The sequence below is a fragment of the Streptomyces sp. NPDC102441 genome, assembly GCF_044765585.1.
Lineage (GTDB): Bacteria > Actinomycetota > Actinomycetes > Streptomycetales > Streptomycetaceae > Streptomyces.
The window spans coordinates 84189-104075 of the sequence record NZ_JBIWKH010000012.1 but is presented as its reverse complement, the minus strand read 5'-3'; the positions used below and the strand labels follow the sequence as shown (position 1 = coordinate 104075).

Annotated in this window: 17 protein-coding genes; 11 read left to right on the top strand and 6 right to left on the bottom strand. The window is 69.9% G+C overall.

Annotation, left to right across the window (positions count from 1 at the left end):
* Positions 1–83: 83 nt before the first annotated feature.
* Both ACIREO_RS25755 and ACIREO_RS25750 read left to right on the top strand, forming a co-directional pair.
* A complete protein-coding gene (locus tag ACIREO_RS25755; RefSeq protein ID WP_404114242.1) occupies positions 84–1865 on the top strand; it encodes a 3-hydroxyacyl-CoA dehydrogenase family protein in 1782 nt (593 codons plus the stop codon).
* Positions 1866–1965: 100 nt separating this feature from the next.
* On the top strand, positions 1966–2781 hold the full coding sequence (locus ACIREO_RS25750) for a TetR family transcriptional regulator (protein WP_404114240.1): 816 nt from the start codon (positions 1966–1968) through the stop codon (positions 2779–2781).
* Positions 2782–2798: 17 nt separating this feature from the next.
* On the opposite strand, the gene ACIREO_RS25745 is transcribed toward ACIREO_RS25750, so the two are convergent.
* Complete coding sequence (locus ACIREO_RS25745; RefSeq protein ID WP_404114238.1) at positions 2799–3554, bottom strand: restriction endonuclease; 756 nt, start codon at positions 3552–3554, stop codon at positions 2799–2801.
* Positions 3555–3682: 128 nt separating this feature from the next.
* Between ACIREO_RS25745 and ACIREO_RS25740 the strand changes: the two genes are divergently transcribed.
* From ACIREO_RS25740 to ACIREO_RS25700, 9 genes are all read left to right on the top strand, one after another.
* Positions 3683–4474 (top strand): GNAT family N-acetyltransferase, encoded by a 792-nt coding sequence (locus tag ACIREO_RS25740; RefSeq protein ID WP_404114237.1) that lies wholly within the window; start codon positions 3683–3685, stop codon positions 4472–4474.
* A gap of 362 nt (positions 4475–4836) precedes the next feature.
* On the top strand, positions 4837–6210 hold the full coding sequence (ccrA, locus tag ACIREO_RS25735; RefSeq protein WP_404114235.1) for a crotonyl-CoA carboxylase/reductase: 1374 nt from the start codon (positions 4837–4839) through the stop codon (positions 6208–6210).
* A gap of 8 nt (positions 6211–6218) precedes the next feature.
* Positions 6219–8231: a protein meaA gene (locus ACIREO_RS25730; protein ID WP_404114233.1), complete on the top strand. Its 2013-nt coding sequence runs from the start codon at positions 6219–6221 to the stop codon at positions 8229–8231.
* A complete protein-coding gene (locus ACIREO_RS25725) occupies positions 8228–9193 on the top strand; it encodes an HpcH/HpaI aldolase/citrate lyase family protein (RefSeq protein WP_404114231.1) in 966 nt (321 codons plus the stop codon). Before ACIREO_RS25730 ends, ACIREO_RS25725 begins: the two co-directional genes overlap by 4 nt.
* A gap of 1 nt (position 9194) precedes the next feature.
* Complete coding sequence (locus ACIREO_RS25720) at positions 9195–9722, top strand: MaoC family dehydratase (RefSeq protein ID WP_404114229.1); 528 nt, start codon at positions 9195–9197, stop codon at positions 9720–9722.
* Between the two features lie 2 nt (positions 9723–9724).
* Positions 9725–10930, top strand: a complete 1206-nt coding sequence (locus ACIREO_RS25715; protein WP_404114227.1) for an acyl-CoA dehydrogenase family protein — start codon at positions 9725–9727, stop codon at positions 10928–10930.
* A gap of 182 nt (positions 10931–11112) precedes the next feature.
* Complete coding sequence (locus ACIREO_RS25710; protein ID WP_351282417.1) at positions 11113–11760, top strand: phosphatidylserine decarboxylase; 648 nt, start codon at positions 11113–11115, stop codon at positions 11758–11760.
* A gap of 22 nt (positions 11761–11782) precedes the next feature.
* Complete coding sequence (pssA, locus tag ACIREO_RS25705) at positions 11783–12601, top strand: CDP-diacylglycerol--serine O-phosphatidyltransferase (RefSeq protein ID WP_404114225.1); 819 nt, start codon at positions 11783–11785, stop codon at positions 12599–12601.
* Between the two features lie 147 nt (positions 12602–12748).
* Positions 12749–14890 carry a PP2C family protein-serine/threonine phosphatase gene (locus ACIREO_RS25700; protein ID WP_404114223.1) on the top strand — a complete coding sequence of 714 codons (2142 nt, stop codon included), beginning with the start codon at positions 12749–12751 and terminating at the stop codon, positions 14888–14890.
* A gap of 87 nt (positions 14891–14977) precedes the next feature.
* On the opposite strand, the gene ACIREO_RS25695 is transcribed toward ACIREO_RS25700, so the two are convergent.
* From ACIREO_RS25695 to ACIREO_RS25675, 5 genes are read right to left on the bottom strand one after another with little or no spacing between them, the layout of a single operon-like run.
* Positions 14978–16231, bottom strand: a complete 1254-nt coding sequence (locus ACIREO_RS25695; protein ID WP_404114221.1) for an ABC transporter substrate-binding protein — start codon at positions 16229–16231, stop codon at positions 14978–14980.
* Positions 16228–17340, bottom strand: a complete 1113-nt coding sequence (locus ACIREO_RS25690; RefSeq protein ID WP_404114219.1) for a branched-chain amino acid ABC transporter permease — start codon at positions 17338–17340, stop codon at positions 16228–16230. The genes ACIREO_RS25695 and ACIREO_RS25690 overlap by 4 nt, the downstream gene beginning before the upstream one ends.
* Positions 17333–18223: a branched-chain amino acid ABC transporter permease gene (locus ACIREO_RS25685; protein ID WP_404114217.1), complete on the bottom strand. Its 891-nt coding sequence runs from the start codon at positions 18221–18223 to the stop codon at positions 17333–17335. The genes ACIREO_RS25690 and ACIREO_RS25685 overlap by 8 nt, the downstream gene beginning before the upstream one ends.
* A complete protein-coding gene (locus ACIREO_RS25680; protein WP_404114215.1) occupies positions 18220–19005 on the bottom strand; it encodes an ABC transporter ATP-binding protein in 786 nt (261 codons plus the stop codon). Before ACIREO_RS25680 ends, ACIREO_RS25685 begins: the two co-directional genes overlap by 4 nt.
* Complete coding sequence (locus ACIREO_RS25675) at positions 18993–19790, bottom strand: ABC transporter ATP-binding protein (RefSeq protein WP_404114213.1); 798 nt, start codon at positions 19788–19790, stop codon at positions 18993–18995. Before ACIREO_RS25675 ends, ACIREO_RS25680 begins: the two co-directional genes overlap by 13 nt.
* Positions 19791–19887 lie beyond the last annotated feature (97 nt).

The following is a 19887-nucleotide window of genomic DNA, read 5'->3' as shown; positions in this document are numbered from 1 at the left end:
TTCCCGCACACCGAGCGCCGGTCGATTACGGCCCTGCGCGCCGCCGTGCTCCTCACAGTCGTCACTCACCCTGGAGTCCCGTGATGGACATCCCTCTCACCACCATTGCCGTCGTCGGCCTCGGCACCATGGGCACCGGCATCGCCGAGGTCCTGGCCCGTGCGGGCCGCGAGGTCATCGGCATCGACCTCGACGAGGCCGCCGCCCGGCAGGCCGTCGCCTCACTGGAGGCCTCCACCGCACGTGCCGTGCGCCGTGAACGGATCACGGAGCAGGAGCGGCGCGACGTCCTCGCCCGGTTCCGTACCTTCTCCGATCTACAGGCCGCCGCGGAGGCGGAGCTGGTCATCGAGGTGGTGCCGGAGACGTACGAGATCAAGCAGCAGGTCTTCCGGGAGCTCGACGCGGTGGTCTCGCCCACCGCGATCCTCGCGACGGGCACGAACGCCCTGTCCGTGACCCGGCTGGCCGCCGAGTCGCAGCACCCCGAGCGCGTCCTGGGCCTGCACTTCTTCAATCCCGCGCCCGCGATGAAGCTCGTCGAGGTGGTCTCCTCCGTGCTGACCGCCCCGCCCGCCGTGGAGACCGTCACCCGGCTCGCCCGTGAGCTGGGCAAGGAGCCGGTCGCGGTCGGTGACCGTCCCGGCTTCGTCGCGGACGGTCTGCTGTTCGGCTATCTCAACCAGGCCGCGGCGATGTACGAGGCGAACTACGCGTCCCGTGAGGACATCGACGCCGCCATGAAGCTGGGCTGCGGACTGCCGATGGGCCCGCTGGCTCTGCTCGACCTGATCGGCGTGGACACGGCCCGCACGGTCCTGGAGGCCATGTACTCCGCGTCCCACGATCGCCTGCACGCACCGGCGCCGGTGCTCGGGCAGCTCAGCGAGGCCGGCCTGACCGGCCGCAAGACGGGCCGCGGCTTCTACACGTACGACGCACCCGGCGGCCAGACCGTGGTCCCGGACGCCCTGACACCGGCGGGGAGCGCGGGAGCGGTCGCCGGGCGCGAGGTGTCCTCGGTGGGTGTGGCCGGGTCGGGGACGATGGCCTCGGGGATCGCGGAGGTCTTCGCGAAGGCCGGGTACGGGGTGGTGCTCGCCGCGCGCAGCCAGGAGAAGGCGGACGCGGCCAAGGCCCGGATCGCCAAGTCCCTGGGGCGTTCCGTCACCAAGGGGCGGCTGACGGAGGAGGCGCGGGACGAGACGCTCGCCCGGATCACCCCGGCGGGCACGCTGGACTCCCTCGCCGACGTGGATCTCGCGGTCGAGGCGGTGGCCGAGGACCTGGAGATCAAGCGGGAGCTCTTCCAGACGCTGGACAAGGTCTGCAAGCCGGGTGCGGTGCTCGCGACCACCACCTCGTCGCTGCCGGTCGTGGCGGTCGCCCGGGTGACCTCGCGTCCCGAGGACGTCGTCGGGATGCACTTCTTCAACCCTGCGCCCGCGATGAAGCTGGTCGAGGTGGTGCGTACGGTGCTGACCGCCGACGATGTGCACGCCACGGTCCGCGAGGTCTGTGTGAAGGTGCGCAAGCACCCGGTCGACTGCGGTGACCGGGCGGGCTTCATCGTGAACGCGCTGCTGTTCCCCTACCTCAACAACGCGATCAAGATGGTCGAGGAGCACTACGCGACGCTCGACGACATCGACGCGGCGATGAAGCTGGGCGGCGGCTACCCCATGGGGCCCTTCGAGCTCCTGGACGTCGTCGGCCTGGACGTCTCGCTCGCCATCGAGAAGGTTCTGCACGCCGAGTTCCGCGACCCGGGTCTCGCCCCGGCGCCGCTGCTCGAGCATCTGGTGGCGGCGGGCTGCCTCGGCCGCAAGACGGGGCGTGGCTTCCGCGAACATGCCCGACGCTGAGCCGGGAGCCGTCCGGGGCGGGTGGGGCGGGTTGCTGGGCCCCTCGGACGACCCGCCCCCACGGGCGCACTCCCCTGCACGGATGAGTTACGTTCACCTCATGTCCCAACCCGCCAAGTCCCCTCGCTCCTCCGCCTCCACGGACGCCCCCGAGAGTGCCGCGAGCACCCGGGCCGCCGCACAACGGCTCAAGATGCGCCGCGAGCTGGCCGCGGCGGCCATGGAGCTGTTCGCCACGAAGGGGTACGAGGCGACGACGGTCGATGAGATCGCGGGGGCCGCCGGGGTCGCCAGGCGCACGTTCTTCCGCCACTTCCGCTCCAAGGAGGAGGCCATCTTCCCGGACCACGACGACACGCTCGTCAGGGCCGAGGCCGTCCTCAACGCCGCCCCCGCACACGAGCACCCGCTCGACACCGTGTGCCGCGGCATCAAGGAGGTCATGAAGATGTACGCGGCGAAGCCGGCGGTCTCCGTGGCGCGCTATCAGCTCACCCGTGAGGTGCCTACGCTCCGCGAGGCGGAGATCGCCTCGGTGGCCCGGTACGAACGGCTTTTCACGCGCTATCTGCTGGGCCACTTCGATGAGCGCGACCACCATGTCGGCAATGACGACCCACTGCTCGCCGAGGTCGCCGCGTCCGCCGTGGTCACCGCGCACAACCACGTGCTGCGGCGCTGGCTGCGGGCGGACGGGCAGGGTGACGTGGAGTCGCAGCTCGACCACGCGTTCGCGATCGTACGGGAGACCTTCGGCACGGGGATCGGAGCGGGACGGACCGTGGGGGGCGAGGCCGGGAGGACCCCTGCGGCATCGGTGTCGAGGGAGGGCGAGGTGCTGGTCACCGTGGCCCGCACGGACGCTCCGCTCGACGAGATCATGCGCACGATCCAGCAGGCGCTCAAGGAGCACTGAGCCCCGCGCCGAGGTGTTCACCCCTCGACGGGCCGCACGGTCGCCGGCATGTACCAGGGCGGTGGCCCGGCGCCCTCGCTCCACTCGACGAGCTCGTCGAGACCGACACAGACTATGCCGCACTGTTCGGCGTACTCGAGAGCCGGTTCGGTGAATTCGCCGGTGGTGACGACGACGGCCGCTTCGGCGCCGTGCACCGCGTAACAGGTGCCTCCGAAGCGCTGGAGGTCCTGCGAGCCGACCTTGTTGTCGCTCGTGTACCTCTTGCACTGAACGACCAGGCGGCGGCCGTCCTGCGTGGTGCCCACCACGTCGGCACCCAGGTCGCCCGCGCCTCCGACGACATCGGCGTCCGGGCAGCCGTCCCGCCTGCAGAGAGCGGCAACGGCCTCCTCGAAGTCGTACGGGTCCATGGCCGCGTAGTCGACCGTCCGCACCGGCTCGGGGCGCGCCGGCACGGCGTCCGCTTCCGGCAGCTCCTCCAGGGCCGCGTCCACGACCTCGTAGGCGGTCTCGACGGCTGCCGCGGCGGTCCTGGCTGCCGCCCTGCGGCTACGGCGCAGGCGCAGGAGCACCACGGCCACGGCCACCAGCGCGACCGCGGAGGCGACGGCGGCCACCGGGTGCCGTTCGGCGCTCCTGAGGGCCGTGCGCACTGCGAGTCCGGCCCCGCAGATCAGGAGCGCGAGGAACGCGAAGCCGAACGCCGTCCGCCTGACGTCGAATTCGGGCCGCCGGCCCTTCCTGGCCGTTCTGCGCGTCTGTATTCCCATCGTGTACCCCACCCCTTGTCCTTCGCGGCCACACCAAGATCACTTTCATCTGCCCCACGGCCGCCGGTTGACGCACCGTCGGGAGTAACCCGGTGGCCGGGCCGGGGAGGGAGTGCTCGGATGCGCACATGGAACCTGACGAGATGCTGGCCCTCTTCGACCATGAGATGCGCGAGCACGCCCGCCCCGACGGCCCCGGCACCTGCGTCGAGCGGGTGGGTGACGTCGTACGGCAGACCGGTGGCCCCGACGACTGGAACGGCGTCGTCTGGACGGCCCCGGGCCTCTCCCCCGGCCGGGCGGAGTCGGAGATCGCGGCACAGGTGGAGCACTACACCGCCCGGGGTACCGGCGAGTTCGAGTGGAAGCTGTACGCGCACGACGGCCCGGCCGGGCTCGGCGGGCTCCTCTCGGCGGCCGGGTTCGAGCCTGAGCCGCCGGAGACGCTGCTGGTGGCACCGGTCGCGGACCAGGCCGTGGCGGTCGAACTCCCGGAGGGCGTCCGGCTGCGGAACGTGACCGACGCCGCCGGGGTGGAGCTGATGGTCCGGGCTCATGAGCTGGCCTTCGGCACCGACGGTTCACGGCTGCGTCATCAGTCCCTGGCCCGTCTCACCGACGCCCCGGAGACCTTCGTCGCGGTGGTCGCCATGGCGGGCGACGAACCTGTGAGCTCGGCCCGGATGGAGATGCACCCCGGCACCGGCTTCACCGGGCTGTGGGGCGGCGGCACAGCGGCCGGATGGCGGGGCAGGGGCGTCTACCGCGCCCTGATCGCCCACCGGGCCCTGATCGCCGCCGGGCTCGGCTACCGCTTCCTCCAGGTCGACGCCACGGAGCAGTCCGCCCCGATCCTGCGGCGGCTCGGCTTCACAGCCCTGAGCACAACGACGCCGTACGTGTACCGCACCGCGCCGTAGCGCCCGCAAAAGACGGACCAATGCGGCATACCAACCATGATGTTGCTCATGCGTGCCCACGAGATGACAACTGAGAGAAAATGTTGGCACTGGGTGCCTTGCCACCTGTCACGCAGTGCCATACGTTGAAGGTGTCCGGGCGGCCGGCGTGCAGAGATCTCTCGTACGCCGGCTGTCCCCGCAGACCACGTGTCCGCGCGCCCGGGCGCCTGCGTCACAGGCAAACCTTCTGCTCCACAGAGCAGGCCAGAGCACCGTCCGCCGAACCGACGGCACACCTCCACACCGCACCGCTCCCCTGACCACAGGGGTCCTCCGGCGTTCCCTCGACGCCGGAGACCCGATCTGCCGGAGGCATCACCGTGAAGGAAATCCTGGACGCGATCCAATCGCAGGACAGCACGGCCGCGGACTTCGCGGCCCTGTCCATCCCCGAGTCGTACCGCGCGGTGACCGTGCACAAGGACGAGGCGGAGATGTTCGCCGGGGTCGCCAGCCGCGACAAGGACCCCCGCAAGTCCCTCCATGTGGAGGACGTGCCGGTGCCCGAGCTCGGCCCGGGCGAGGCACTGGTCGCTGTCATGGCCAGCTCCGTGAACTACAACTCCGTCTGGACCTCGATCTTCGAGCCGGTCTCGACGTTCGGCTTCCTGGAGAGGTACGGCAGGCTCAGCGACCTCAGCAAGCGCCACGACCTCCCGTACCACGTCATCGGGTCCGACCTGGCGGGCGTCGTCCTGCGCACCGGCCCCGGCGTCAACGCCTGGACCCCGGGTGACGAAGTCGTCGCGCACTGCCTCTCGGTGGAGCTGGAGTCCTCCGACGGCCACAACGACACGATGCTCGACCCGGAGCAGCGCATCTGGGGCTTCGAGACCAACTTCGGCGGCCTGGCGGAGGTCGCACTCGTCAAGTCGAACCAGCTGATGCCGAAGCCGAAGCATCTCAGTTGGGAGGAGGCCGCGTCTCCGGGCCTGGTCAACTCCACGGCGTACCGCCAGCTCGTCTCTCGCAACGGCGCGGGCATGAAGCAGGGCGACAACGTGCTGATCTGGGGCGCCAGCGGCGGACTCGGCTCCTACGCCACGCAGTTCGCGCTGGCCGGCGGCGCCAACCCCGTCTGTGTCGTCTCCAGCGACCAGAAGGCGGACATCTGCCGGAGGATGGGCGCGACCGCGATCATCGACCGCAACGCCGAGGACTACAGGTTCTGGAAGGACGAGCACAACCAGGACCCGCGCGAGTGGAAGCGGTTCGGCAAGCGCATCCGCGAGCTGACCGGCGGCGAGGACGTGGACATCGTCTTCGAGCACCCTGGCCGCGAGACCTTCGGCGCGAGCGTGTACGTGACCCGCAAGGGCGGCACGATCGTCACCTGTGCCTCGACCTCGGGCTACAACCACGAGTACGACAACCGCTACCTGTGGATGTCACTGAAGAGGATCGTGGGCTCGCACTTCGCCAACTACCGCGAGGCATGGGAGGCCAACCGGCTGGTGGCCAAGGGCAAGATCCACCCGACGCTGTCCCGGGTCTACTCCCTGGAGGACACCGGCCAGGCGGCGTACGACGTGCACCGCAACCTGCACCAGGGCAAGGTCGGCGTGCTCGCGCTGGCCCCCCGTGAGGGCCTGGGTGTGCGTGACACGGAGCTCCGCGAGCAGCACGTCGACGCCATCAACCTGTTCCGTGACGCGTCAGCGGAGCGGGCCATCCCATCCAGCCGCAACGTCTGAGGTCCACCATGACCGAACGTCAGAAGGACCGCCCGTGGCTCATGCGGACGTACGCCGGTCACTCGACCGCCGAGGCGTCCAACGAGCTCTACCGGCGCAACCTCGCCAAGGGCCAGACGGGTCTCTCGGTCGCCTTCGATCTGCCCACGCAGACCGGCTACGACCCGGACCACGTCCTCGCCCGCGGCGAGGTGGGCCGGGTCGGCGTGCCGGTCTCGCACCTCGGTGACATGCGACGGCTGTTCCAGGACATCCCCCTGGAGCAGATGAACACCTCGATGACGATCAACGCCACCGCGATGTGGCTGCTGGCGCTCTACCAGGTGGTGGCGGAGGAGCAGGGCGCGGACCCCGACAGGCTCCAGGGGACGACGCAGAACGACATCGTCAAGGAGTACCTGTCGAGGGGGACGCACGTCTTCCCGCCGGTCCCGTCGCTGCGGCTGACGACCGACATGATCACGTACACGGTCAGCCGCATCCCGAAGTGGAACCCGATCAACATCTGCAGTTACCACCTGCAGGAGGCGGGGGCCACTCCGGTCCAGGAGATCGCGTACGCCATGTCGACGGCCATAGCGGTACTCGACGCCGTGCGCGACTCCGGGCAGGTGCCCGAGGAGAAGTTCGGCGATGTCGTCGCCCGCATCTCCTTCTTCGTGAACGCGGGGGTCCGCTTCATCGAGGAGATGTGCAAGATGCGCGCCTTCGGCCGCATCTGGGACCGCGTCACCCGCGAGCGTTACGGCATCGTGGACGCCAAGCAGCGCCGCTTCCGCTACGGCGTGCAGGTCAACTCCCTGGGCCTCACCGAGGCGCAGCCGGAGAACAACGTCCAGCGCATCGTGCTGGAGATGCTGGCCGTCACGCTCTCCAAGGACGCCCGCGCCCGCGCGGTGCAGCTGCCCGCCTGGAACGAGGCGCTGGGCCTGCCGCGCCCCTGGGACCAGCAGTGGTCGCTCCGCATCCAGCAGGTGCTCGCGCACGAGAGCGACCTGCTGGAGTACGAGGACATCTTCGCCGGCTCGCACGTCATCGAGGCCAAGGTCGACGAGCTGGTCACCGAGTCGCTGGCCGAGATCGACCGGATCCAGCAGATGGGCGGCGCGATGGCCGCCGTGGAGTCCGGTTACCTCAAGTCGGAGCTTGTCTCCTCGCACGCCGCGCGGCGGGCCAGGATCGAGGGCGGTGAGGAGAAGATCGTCGGCGTCAACATCTACGAGACGACCGAGCCCAACCCGCTGACCGCGGACCTCGACGCCGCGATCATGACGGTGGACCCCGAGAACGAGGCCCGGGTCGTCGCCGCGCTGCACGAGTGGCGCGACAACCGCGACGAGGCCCGCGCCACCGAGGCGCTGACGGCGTTGAAGAAGGCCGCGGCGGGCACGGCGAACATGATGGAGGCGACCGTCGAGTGCGCACGGGCAGGCGTCACCACGGGCGAGTGGTCCTGGGCCCTGCGCGACGTGTTCGGCGAGTTCAGGGCACCGACGGGCGTCTCGTCCGCGCCGGTGGCCGTCACCGCGGAGGCAGGGACGCCGCTCGCGCTGGTCCGCGCGAAGGTCACCCGCACCGCACAGGACCTGGGCGTCGGACGTCTGCGGCTGCTCGTCGGCAAACCCGGCCTCGACGGGCACTCCAACGGCGCCGAACAGATCGCCGTACGCGCCAGGGACGCGGGCTTCGAGGTGGTCTACCAGGGCATCAGGCTGACGCCCGAGCAGATCACCGACGCCGCCCTGGCGGAGGACGTGCACTGCGTCGGCCTCTCCATCCTGTCCGGCTCGCACGCCGAGCTGGTTCCGGACGTGCTGCACCGGCTGCGCGAGGCCGGTGCCACGGACATCCCGGTGATCGCCGGCGGCATCATCCCGCCGGCCGACGCGCACGCCCTCGTCGAAGCCGGCGTCGCCGCCGTCTTCACCCCGAAGGACTTCGGTATCACCGAGATCATCGGCCGTATCGTCGACGAGATCCGGAAAGCGAACAAGCTCGACCCCCTGGAGGTCCCCGCATGACTGCCCCTGTGAACCGGCTGCGTCCGCGCCGCTCCTGCCTCGCCGTGCCCGGCTCGAACCCGCGGTTCCTGGAGAAGGCCCAGGGCCTCCCGGCCGACCAGGTCTTCCTGGACCTGGAGGACGCCTGCGCGCCGCTCGCCAAGGAAGGCGCCCGGCACCACATCGTCGACGCGCTCAACAACGGCGACTGGACGGGCAAGACCCGGGTCGTGCGGGTCAACGACTGGACGACCCACTGGACGTACCGCGACGTCATCACGGTCGTCGAGGGCGCGGGCCCGAACCTCGACTGCATCATGCTGCCGAAGGTCCAGGACGCGCAGCAGGTCGTCGCGCTGGACCTGCTGCTCACCCAGATCGAGAAGACGATGGGCTTCGAGGTCGGGCGGATCGGCATCGAGGCGCAGATCGAGAACGCCAAGGGCCTGGTGAACATCGATGACATCGCCGCCGCATCGCCCCGCCTGGAGACCCTGATCTTCGGCCCGGCCGACTTCATGGCGTCGATCAACATGAAGACCCTGGTCGTCGGCCAGCAGCCGCCCGGGTACGGCGCGGACGCGTACCACTACATCCTGATGCGCATCCTGATGGCGACCCGCACGCACGACCTCCAGGCGATCGACGGCCCCTTCCTCCAGATCCGGGACGTGGACGCGTACCGCGAGGTCGCGGGCCGTGCTGCGGCACTGGGCTTCGACGGGAAGTGGGTGCTGCACCCCGGTCAGGTCGACGCGGCCAACGAGGTGTTCTCGCCCTCGCAGGAGGACTACGACCACTCCGAGCTCATTCTCGACGCGTACGACTGGTGCACCTCGGAGGAGGGCGGCAAGAAGGGCTCGGCGATGCTCGGCGACGAGATGATCGACGAGGCCAGCCGCAAGATGGCCCTGGTCATCGCGGGCAAGGGCCGCGCGGCCGGGATGCGGCGCACCTCCAAGTTCGAAGCGCCGGAGGCCTGACATGCAGTTCGGACGCACATACGAGGAGTTCGAGGTCGGTGCCGTCTACAAGCACTGGCCCGGAAAGACGGTCACGGAATACGACGACCACCTCTTCTGCCTGCTGACCATGAATCACCACCCGCTGCACATGGACAGCAACTACGCCGAGAAGACGACGGATTTCGGAAAGAACGTCGTCGTCGGCAACTACATCTACTCGCTGCTGCTCGGCATGTCCGTGCCGGACGTCTCCGGAAAGGCGATCGCCAATCTGGAGGTGGAGTCGCTGAAGCACGTCGCGCCCACCTTCCACGGCGACACGATCTACGGCGAGACGACCGTGCTCGACAAGACGCCGTCGAGGTCGAAGAGCGACCGCGGCATCGTTCACGTGGAGACGAGGGGCTACAAGCAGGACGGCACTCTGGTCTGCGTGTTCCGCCGCAAGGTGATGGTCCCCACCGAGACGTACATCAAGGAGCGCGGCGGGGAGCAGCCCGGCCGCCCAGAGATCGATCAGCCGTCGAGCAAGAACGTGGAGAAGTAGCCATGAGCCGACTCGCACAGACCGCCGGTCTGACGGATGTCCAGCAGGAAATTCTCTCGACGGTCCGGGATTTCGTGGACAAGGAGATCATTCCTGTCGCGACCCAGCTGGAGCACCGCGACGAGTATCCGACGGACATCGTCGAAGGGCTCAAGGAACTCGGCCTGTTCGGGCTGATGATCCCGGAGGAGTACGGCGGTCTGGGCGAGTCGCTCCTCACGTACGCGCTGTGCGTCGAGGAGATCGCCCGGGGCTGGATGAGTGTGTCGGGGATCATCAACACACACTTCATCGTGGCCTACATGCTCAAGCAGCACGGCACACAGGAACAGCGGGACACCTTCCTGCCGCGGATGGCGCTGGGCGAGGTGCGGGGCGCGTTCTCGATGTCCGAGCCGGCGCTGGGCTCCGACGTCTCCGCGATCTCGTCCAAGGGCGTGAAGGACGGCGACGAGTACGTCCTGAACGGACAGAAGATGTGGCTGACGAACGGCGGGACGTCCACGCTGGTCGCCGTCCTCTGCAAGAGTGACGAAGGACACCCCGAGGGCACCGCGCCGCACAAGTCGATGACCACTTTTCTCGTGGAGAAGGAGGCGGGCTTCGGCGAGGTCCGCCCCGGTCTCACGATCCCGGGGAAGATCGACAAGATGGGCTACAAGGGCGTCGACACGACCGAGCTCATCATGGACGGACTGCGCATTCCGGCCAATCGGGTGCTGGGCGGCACCACAGGCCGAGGTTTTTACCAAATGATGGACGGTGTCGAGGTCGGCCGGGTGAATGTCGCCGCGCGTGGCTGTGGCGTCGCGCAGCGTGCGTTCGAACTGGGCGTTTCGTACGCCCAGCAGCGCCAGACCTTCGGAAAACCGATCGCCCAGCATCAGGCGATCCAGTTCAAACTGGCTGAAATGGGCACCAAGGTCGAAGCCGCGCATGCGATGATGGTGAATGCGGCACGCAAAAAGGACTCCGGGGAGCGGAACGACCTGGAGGCAGGGATGGCGAAGTACCTCGCCTCCGAGTACTGCAAGGAAGTCGTCGAGGACGCCTTCCGTATCCATGGCGGTTACGGCTTCTCCAAGGAGTACGAGATCGAGCGCCTCTACCGTGAGGCCCCGATGCTGCTGATCGGTGAAGGTACCGCCGAGATCCAGAAAATGATCATCGGTCGCCGGCTACTCGAGGAGTACCGGTTCCAGGGCTGAAATGTCCCTTACGAGGTGATTTGGTGGCGAACAACATCACACCCGGTCACCCTCGTCCGGAGCCTTTCAGCTGTCCGACTCGGCTGCTGGCTTGCCCAGTTGCCGCTCGCACCCGATAGCATCGCCGGAAAGCCGCCGTCCCCCCGTTGCCAGCGCGGCATCATCCGCTACGAAGGTCATCCATGCCCGACAGCCAAATCTCTGCACCACGCGGCGGGGTCCGCCTTGCGCGCGGAGCATCGCCGTGGCTCCTCCCGACCGTCGCCACCGCGGCCCTCAGCCTCGCCCGGGCCCGCAAGTCCGGACGCTGGGCGGCCGTGGCCGTGCCCACCACCGCGCTCGCGGCGGGCATGCTGTGGTTCTTCCGCGACCCCGAGCGCGAGATCACCCAGGGCCGCGTCATCTCGCCGGCCGACGGCGTGGTGCAGAGCATCATGCCGTGGAAGGACGGGCGCACCCGCGTCGCGATCTTCATGAGCCCACTAAATGTTCACGTCAACCGGGCCCCCCTGTCCGGCACCGTGACCTCGGTCGAGCACATCCCGGGTGGGTTCGTCCCGGCGTTCAACAAGGAGAGCGAGAACAACGAACGCGTTGTCTGGCACTTCGACACCGAGCTCGGCGACATCGAGATGGTGCAGATCGCGGGAGCGGTCGCCCGTCGCATCGTCCCCTACATCCCGCAGGGCACGAAGGTGGAGCAGGGCGAACGCATCGGTCTGATCCGCTTCGGCTCGCGCGTGGACATCTACCTTCCGGAAGGTGTCGATGTCGCGGTCGAGGTCGGCCAGGCCACGACCGCGGGGGTGACTCGAATTGACCGTGATTGATCCTGATACACAGACGGACTGGGTGCCCGAAGCGGATGAGCAGGACGACGCCGAGGACATGCCGCTCTCGATGCGGCTGTCGATAGCGGACACGCTCACCCTCGGTAACGCCACGTGCGGTTTCATGGCGGTGTACTTCACCACCACGGGGATCCTCATCCCGCACCTCACGGGCAGCGACGAGTCGGGCATGGCCAGGCACTCCGCTGCGACCGCGGTGATTCTGATGCTCATGGCGGCCGTGTTCGACCTGTTCGACGGACTCGTGGCGCGCAAGCTGCGCTCCTCCCCGATGGGTGCGGAGCTGGACAACCTCTCCGACCTGATCAGCTTCGGCCTCGCGCCGGCGTACTTCGTACTGGTGTACGGAATGGTCGCGGACGACGCACACCAGCGGGTGTCGGCGCTCGCGGCGATCGTGGTGCTGCTGGCGGTGGTGCTGAGGCTTGCGCGGTTCTCGTGCGTGACCTTGAAGGACGGCATGTTCCAGGGCATGCCGAGCCCCTTCGGAGCGCTCACGGTCGTCTCGATCGTGCTGCTGGAGCTGCCCTTCGTGCCGACGCTGCTCGCGATCATCGGAGTGGCGTGGCTGATGGTCAGCCGGGTCGAGTACCCGAAGCCGCGAGGCGTCCTCGCGGTGGCGATGCTCAGCTGGATCGTGGCCGCGATGGGGCTCCTCGCCGCCTGGGCGTTCGACGCCCCCGGCGGCCAGCTGCTCCTCCAGACCGGCTGCGCGCTGCAGGTCGTCCTGGGGGCGGTGATCCCGCTCTTCGCCACGGCACGGCGGGTGAACGCCTTCCGTGACAACCGGCGCGAGGCACGGGCCACGCAGCTCCCGTAATCACGCGGAACGCAGTACGACGAGGGCCCGGATGCTCCCCAGCATCCGGGCCCTCTCGCGTGCGGCGGCGGCCGGGCCCAGCGCACCTCGCGTACCGGCGTCGGCCAGCGGGTGCGCGGCCGTCCGTCACGGGGGACGCTGGAAGGCGTGCAGGATTATGCCGCCGCTGTCGCCGCCACGGGTTCGGGCACGGAGCTGCTGGACAGCGCCGTCGCCCACGTCGTACGCGAGACCGGCGCGTCCGTGGCGATGCTCTACCTGCTGCCGCGGAACGACACCACGCTGCATCTGACCGTGCTCACCGGGGCACCCGGCCAGCTGGCCGCCCCGTGGACCAGGGTGCCGCTGTCCGCCCCGATACCGGTCGCCGACGCCGTACGCCTGCGGTGCCTCATCTGGCTCGGCAGCCAGGAAGAGCTGGCGCGCCGCTATCCGCGCCCCGCGCTCGTCCTGCCGTACCAGTTCGCGCTGGGCGCCGCCCCCATCCGGACCGGCGGCGCCGCCCAGGGCGGGCTCGTCCTCCTGTGGCCCGGATCGCACCCGGCGCAGCTGACGCCCGACGAGCGCGAGGCCGTCGTCAGGGGCTGCCACGGTATCGGCATGCTCCTGCAGCAGGCCGACGGCAGCGGCTATCCGGTCCTGCCCGGCAGCCAGCCAAGGGTGCTGCCTCCGCCCGAGCCGCCCGCTCCGGGCCCGGCCGAGGCCACGGCCCTCTCGGAGTTCGTCCGCCGGCTGCCCGGCGGCAGCTGCTCGCTGGCGATCGACGGGACGGTGGTCTTCCTCAACGACGCCGCCGCGGCTCTCCTGGGAGCACCGGCCGAGGACATCCGGGGCACGCTGCCCTGGGTGTCGCTCCCCTGGCTGGACGACCCTGCCGTCGAGGACCACTACCGGGCCGCCGTCATCAGCCGTCAGCAGGCGTCCTTCACCGTGCTGCGACCACCGGATCATTGGCTGTCCTTCCACCTGTTCCCCAACGCCTCCGGCATCAGCGTCCGGATCGTGCCCACCTCCCGGCCGGGGCCCCGGGACGCCCCGGCACCCGCGCTGCCCACCACCTCCGCGGTGCCCAGCAGGGCCACCGCCCTCTACCACCTGATGCATCTGGCGGCGACGCTCACCGAGGCGGTCGGCACCCAGGACGTCATCGAGCTGGCCGGCGATCAGCTGATGCCGGCCTTCCGCATCCAGACCCTCGTCGTGATGACGTCCGTGGAGGGCCGGCTACGGGTCGAGGGCGGCCGGGGCACCCATCCCGCACTCATGGACCGCTTCGACGGCGCTCCCCTGACGTCGCCCACGCCCGCCGCGCACGTGCTGATGACCGGGATTCCCGACTTCTACTCCACCTTCACCGAGCTGGAGCGCGCCTACCCGACAGCGGGCCTCCGCAACGCGGTGGCCGCCTGCGCCTTCCTCCCGCTGGTCGTCTCCGGGCATCCGGTCGGTTCACTGGTACTCGCCTACGACCGGCCGCACCCCTTCGATCCCGAAGAACGCGCCCTGCTGACCTCGATCGCGGGACTGCTCGCCCAGGCACTGGACCGCGCCCGCCTCTACGACGCCAAGGACCGGCTCGCACACAGCCTGCAGGCCCACCTCCTGCCCCACAGCCTGCCCGCGATCGCCGGCCTGGACGTGGCGGCCCGCTACCTCCCCTCGACCCGGGGCATGGGCATCGGCGGGGACTTCTACGATCTGATCCGGCTCGACGACACCACAGCCGCCGCGGCCATCGGCGACGTACAGGGCCACAACGAGAACGCCGCCGCGCTCATGGGGCAGGTCCGCACCGCTGTGCACGCCTCCGCCGGCGCGCCTCCGGACGAGGTGCTGGCCCGCACCAACCGGCTGCTCACCGACCTCGATCCCGGCCTCTTCACCAGCTGTCTCTACGTCCATCTCGACCTCGCCCGGCACAGTGTCTGCCTGGCCACCGCCGGCCATCCGGCACCGCTGCTGCGGCAGCCGGACGGGCAGACCGAGGTACTCGACCTGCCACCCGGCCTCCTGCTCGGCATCGACCCGGCGTCCCGCTACCCCACGGCCGACGTCCCGCTGCCGCCCGGTGCGGCGCTCGCCCTGTACACCGACGGGCTGGTGGAGGCGCCGGGCGTGGACTTCGACGACGCCACCGCCGACCTGGCCGCGCACTTCGCCCTCGCCCTGGACCAGGGCATGGAGTCCGTCGCCGGCGAGCTCGTGCGGTACGCGAAACGGGCCACGCCCGGCACCGACGACATCGCGCTGCTGCTCATCAACGCCCTGCGGGAGGACGGCTGGGGGTGAGCCGGGCAACGGCCATGGGACCGCGCCCACCGACCGCACACGGACGGGCCCGGCCTTCGCGGCCGGGCCCGTCGCTGTGCGGGGAGGTCAGGGCTTGAGCGTGAAGGACTCGGCGGCCGGAGCCACCTCGGCCGGGCGGACCACCTTGAGGCCGCCGGGGGTCTTGGCGTCCGGCTTCATGACGACGGTCTGCCTGGTGGACGGCGCCGCCGGGTCGCTGAAGTCGTGTGCGATCCCGAAGTCGGCGCCGAAGTCCTTGATGGTGAGCAGGGCCTTGTCGACACCCTCGCGGGTGAGGTCCTTCGACTCGCAGGCCTTCTTCAGCGCCTCGCCGAACACGGACGCCGCGTTGTACCCGGCGATGACGCCGTTGTCGAGGCCGTCCTTGGGGTACTGGGCCGCGTACGCCTTGGCGAGCTTCGCCGGGCCTTCCGCGGCGTCACCGATGGGCAGGGTGGAGGCGCCGATGTAGTAGTCCTTCTGCAGGGCGGCGCCCGCCTGGGTCGCCAGGAGCTGCGGGGCGTACGCCGAGTTGTTGCCGACGACCGGTACGTCGAAGCCGGTGGCCGCTGCGACGCCGACCAGGGAGGCCGCCTGGCGCGGACCCGCGCTGACGATGACCGCCTTCACACCGGCCTGCTTGAGCGCGGAGACCTGGGCGGTCATGTCGTTGTCCGTCGGCTTGATCTTCTGCTCGACGACGGTGAGGCCCGCCTCCTGGGCCGCGTGCTGGGAGCCGGCCAGGGCGTTCTCGCCGTAGTCGCCCTCGAAGTAGACATGACCGATCTTGTCGCCCTTGGCGATGCGCTTCTCGTCGAGCAGGAAGTCGATCAGGTTGATCGTCTCGACGTCGTACGTGGCGCCGATGACGCGGACGTACTTGGATCCGACCAGGTTCGCGGACCAGGCCTGGGGCAGGACGATGCCCTTGTCCTGCCCGTCGATGCGCGACTCGACGGCGGAGACGAACGGGGAGCCGATGAACTGCGTGAAGCCCAGCACATCGGGTTCGAGCTCGGTGTAGGCGCCGATCGCCTTCTGCGGGTCGTATCCGTGGTCACGGACGGTCAGTTCGATCTGCCGGTCGCAGATCCCGCCTGCCTTGTTGGTCTCCTTCACCCAGAGCTGCTGGGCCTGGGTGACGCTCTTGCCCAGCGAGGCGTACACCCCGGTCATGTCGGTCAGGGCCCCGAGGGTGATCTTCGAGTCGGTGACGCCCTCCCCGGTCTTCACACCGTTCTTGTCCGCGGCGCCGTCGTCCGACGACTTCGCCTTCTCGCTGCATCCCGCGAGGGTGAGGGTGAGAGCCGCGACAACGGCTCCGACAACACGTAGCTTCATTTCTTCTTCTCCCCTGGATTCTTCAGACGCGCAATGCCGCCGGGCAGGAACAGGACGACCGCGACGACCGCGGCGCCGTACAGATATCGGGACGCCTCGCCCGGTGCGATGCCGCCCGTACCAGGGGCGGACACCAGGGGGAGGGAGTCGCTGTAGTGGGTGAGCACCTGCGGGAGCAGCGACACGAACGCGGCGCCGATGACGGCTCCCGCGACGCTGCCCAGCCCGCCGATGACGATCATGGCGAGGTATTCGAGGGACAGGATCATGCCGAAGTACTCGGGCACGGTCCGCTGGAAGACCAGCGCGAGCAGGACGCCCGCGAGGCCCGCGTACATCGAGGACAGGACGAAGACACCGGCCCGGTACCTGGCGACCGGCACCCCCATCACGCCGGCGGCGATCCGGTGGTCCCGGATGGCGTTGAGCGCCCGGCCGGGCCTGCCCCGCAGCACCCCGCGTGCGAAGAGCCCGCTGGCCAGCAGGGCTGCCAGCGCCAGGTACCAGAGCTTCTCGGACGACTGGAAGGGCACTGCGGCGACGACCACTTCGGCGTCGTCGAAGGTGAACCCGAAGAGCGAGAGCGGTGGCACCGGACGGCCGTTGAAGCCGCCCGTGAGCGAGCTCGCGTTGAAGAGCACGTGCTGGCCGATGAAGATCAGCGCGAGCGTGGCGATACCGAGGTAGGCGCCGCTCAGCCTCCCCGCGATGGGGCTGAAGAGCCCGCCCGCCGCGCCCGCCAGGAGCACGGCCAGGACGGCCGCGAGCCAGGTGGGCAGGCCGAGTCCGGTGAGGGCGTGCCCGTTCTCCGTGCTGCTCTCCCCCGCCAGGATGCAGTAGCCGTACGCACCGACCGCGAGGAAGAAGGCGTGGCCCATGGAGAGCTGGCCGGTGGAGCCGGTGAGCAGGTTGAGCCCGATCGCCCCGATCGCGGCGGCCATCGCGAACAGCCCGGCCTGGAGCCAGAAGCGGTCCAGATAGAAGGGGAGGAGAAGGAGCAGCACCGAGCCGGCGAGCCAGAGATAGGGGGCGGGCCGCAGCAGCCGGCCGGTGAGCGGCGCTCCGGCGCCCGGCGCGGCACCCGGGGCGTCCTTGACGGCTTCAGACACGGGACAGCTCCTTCGTACCGAAGAGTCCCGCCGGCCGGACGAGCAGGACGACCACCATCACCAGATACGGCGCGAGATCACCGATGCCGCGTCCGAGGAAGGAGAGGTCGCTCTGGTAGCCCGTGGCGAGTGACTCGGTGACTCCGACGACAAGGCCTCCGACGAGTGCCCCGGTCGTCGAGTCGAGGCCGCCGAGGATCGCGGCGGGGAACGCCTTGAGCGCGGCGAGTGAGGTGGCCCGTTCCAGGCCAGGGGTCGGGAACACCGTCAGGAAGAGCGCTGCGACGGCGGCGAGTGCTCCGGCGACCGCCCAGGCGGACAGGGAGACCCGGCCGAGCCGGATGCCCATCAGTGCGGCGGTCTGCGGATTCTCGGCGGCGGCCCGCATCGAGACGCCCCACGAGGTGAAGCGGAAGGCGAGCAGGAACACCGTGATGAGCAGCCCGGCGACGAGGAACGCCGCGATGCGGGTCTCGGCGAGCGTGACGCCCCCGACGGTGACGACGTCGTCGCCCCACGGGTCGCCCAGCGACATGACGTCGGTCCCCATGCGCCGGGTGAGTTCGGTGGTGAGGAGGATGTCGACGCCGATGGTGACGATGGCCAGGACGCTCTGGTCGCTCCCCCGGTATCGCCGCATGACGAAGAACTCGACGGCCGAGCCGACGACCGCCGCGCCCGCGATCCCGACGCCGAGCGCGGGCCAGAAGCCGATGTCGTCGTGGAGTACGGCGGTGACGTAACCGCCTGCCAGCAACAGCGACGCGTGGGCGAAGTTGACGACCTCGGTCGCCTTGAAGATGACGACGAAGCCCAGGGCGATCAGTGCGTAGACCGAGCCGATGGACAGGCCGCCGAGGAGGAGTTCGATGAAGGTGGTCATTCCTGTGCCCCCAGGTAGGCCTGCACGACGGCCGGGTCGTCCTGCACCTCGGCGGGCGTGCCACCCGCGATCCTGCGTCCGAAGTCGAGTACGGTCACGGCGTCCGCGAGCCGCATCACCACGCCCATGTCGTGTTCGACCATGACGATCGAGATGCCGAGGCTGTCGCGCACACCGGCGACGACGGCCGCGGTGCGGCGGCGCTCGTCGGCGGTCATGCCCGCGATGGGTTCGTCCAGGAGCAGGACCTCGGGCTCCATGCACAGGGCGCGGCCCAGCTCGACGAGCTTCTGCTTCCCGTACGGGAGGGCGGCGGCGGGGAAGTCGAGTTCCTTGTCCAGGCCGATGAACCCGGCGATCTCCCGCACCCGTTCGAGATGGAGGCGGGCCTCCCGGGTCGCGGAGGGCAGCCTCAGCCCGGAGGCGACGAACCCGGCGCGGGTGAGCCGGTGCCGGCCGAGCATGAGGCTTTCGGCGACGGTGGCGTGCGGCGGCAGGGCCAGGTTCTGGAAGGTGCGGGCGACGCCGAGGCCGGCGATCCTGTGCGGGGCGAGACCGGTGAGTTCGGTGGAGCCCAGGTGCACGCTGCCGGAGGTGGCGCGGTAGACGCCGGAGAGCACGTTGAACGTGGTGGACTTTCCCGCGCCGTTGGGCCCGATGACGGCGTGGACACTGCCCGGCTCGACGGTGAAGGACACCGCGTCGAGGGCGGTGAGCCCGGCGAAGCGTACGGTCACGTCGCGCACGGTGAGTGGGGCCGGGGCGATCGTCACGCGGACCACCTGCTCAGGGTGCGGGTGACGCCTTCCGCCTGTGCCGCGTCCTCGGCGGCCGTCTCGTCGACGACGCCGAGATAGCGCCGGCGCACCTCGTCGGATGCGGCGAGTTCGTCGGCCGGTCCGTGGAGCGCGACCTCGCCGACGTCCAGGACGTACGCGGTGGAGGCGAGCCGCAGCGCGATGGCCGCGTTCTGCTCGACGAGCATGACGGAGGTGCCGGCCGCGTTGATCTCCCGGACCGTCTCCGCGATCTTCGCCGCCATCAGCGGGGCGAGGCCGAGGGAAGGCTCGTCCAGCAGCAGCAGGCGGGGCCCGGCCATCAGGGCCCGGCCCATCGCCAGCATCTGCTGCTCACCGCCGGACAGCAGTCCGGCCCGCTGGTGCGCGCGCTGGGCGAGCACGGGGAACAGTTCGTGTACGCGGTGGAGGGCGGCGGCCGCCGTCTTGCGTCCGCCGCGTGCTCCGAGTGCGCCCGCCCGCAGATTGTCCGCCACCGTCATCCTGGCGAACACCTGCCGCCCTTCCGGTACCTGGATCACTCCCGCCGCCACCACCTGGGCTGGGCGGAGCCCGTCCAGGGGACGGCCGTCGAAGCGGATGGTGCCCGTGCCCGTGCCGCGGTGGAAGCCGAGGGTCCGCGATACGGCCCGCAGCAGCGTGGTCTTGCCGGCGCCGTTGCCACCGAGTACAGCGGTGATCGCGCCGGCCGGCACGTCGACGGAGACGTCGCGCAGTGCCCGTACCGGGCCGTAGCCCACGGACAGTTCGCGGATCTCGAGCGTTGCCATGCGTCCTCCTCCTTCCGACTGGTCGTTGTGGTGCCACAGACCAGCAGCGTGCGCGGCGCGCGTCCACGGCCCCGGGCGCAATCGCTGCGGGCGACCA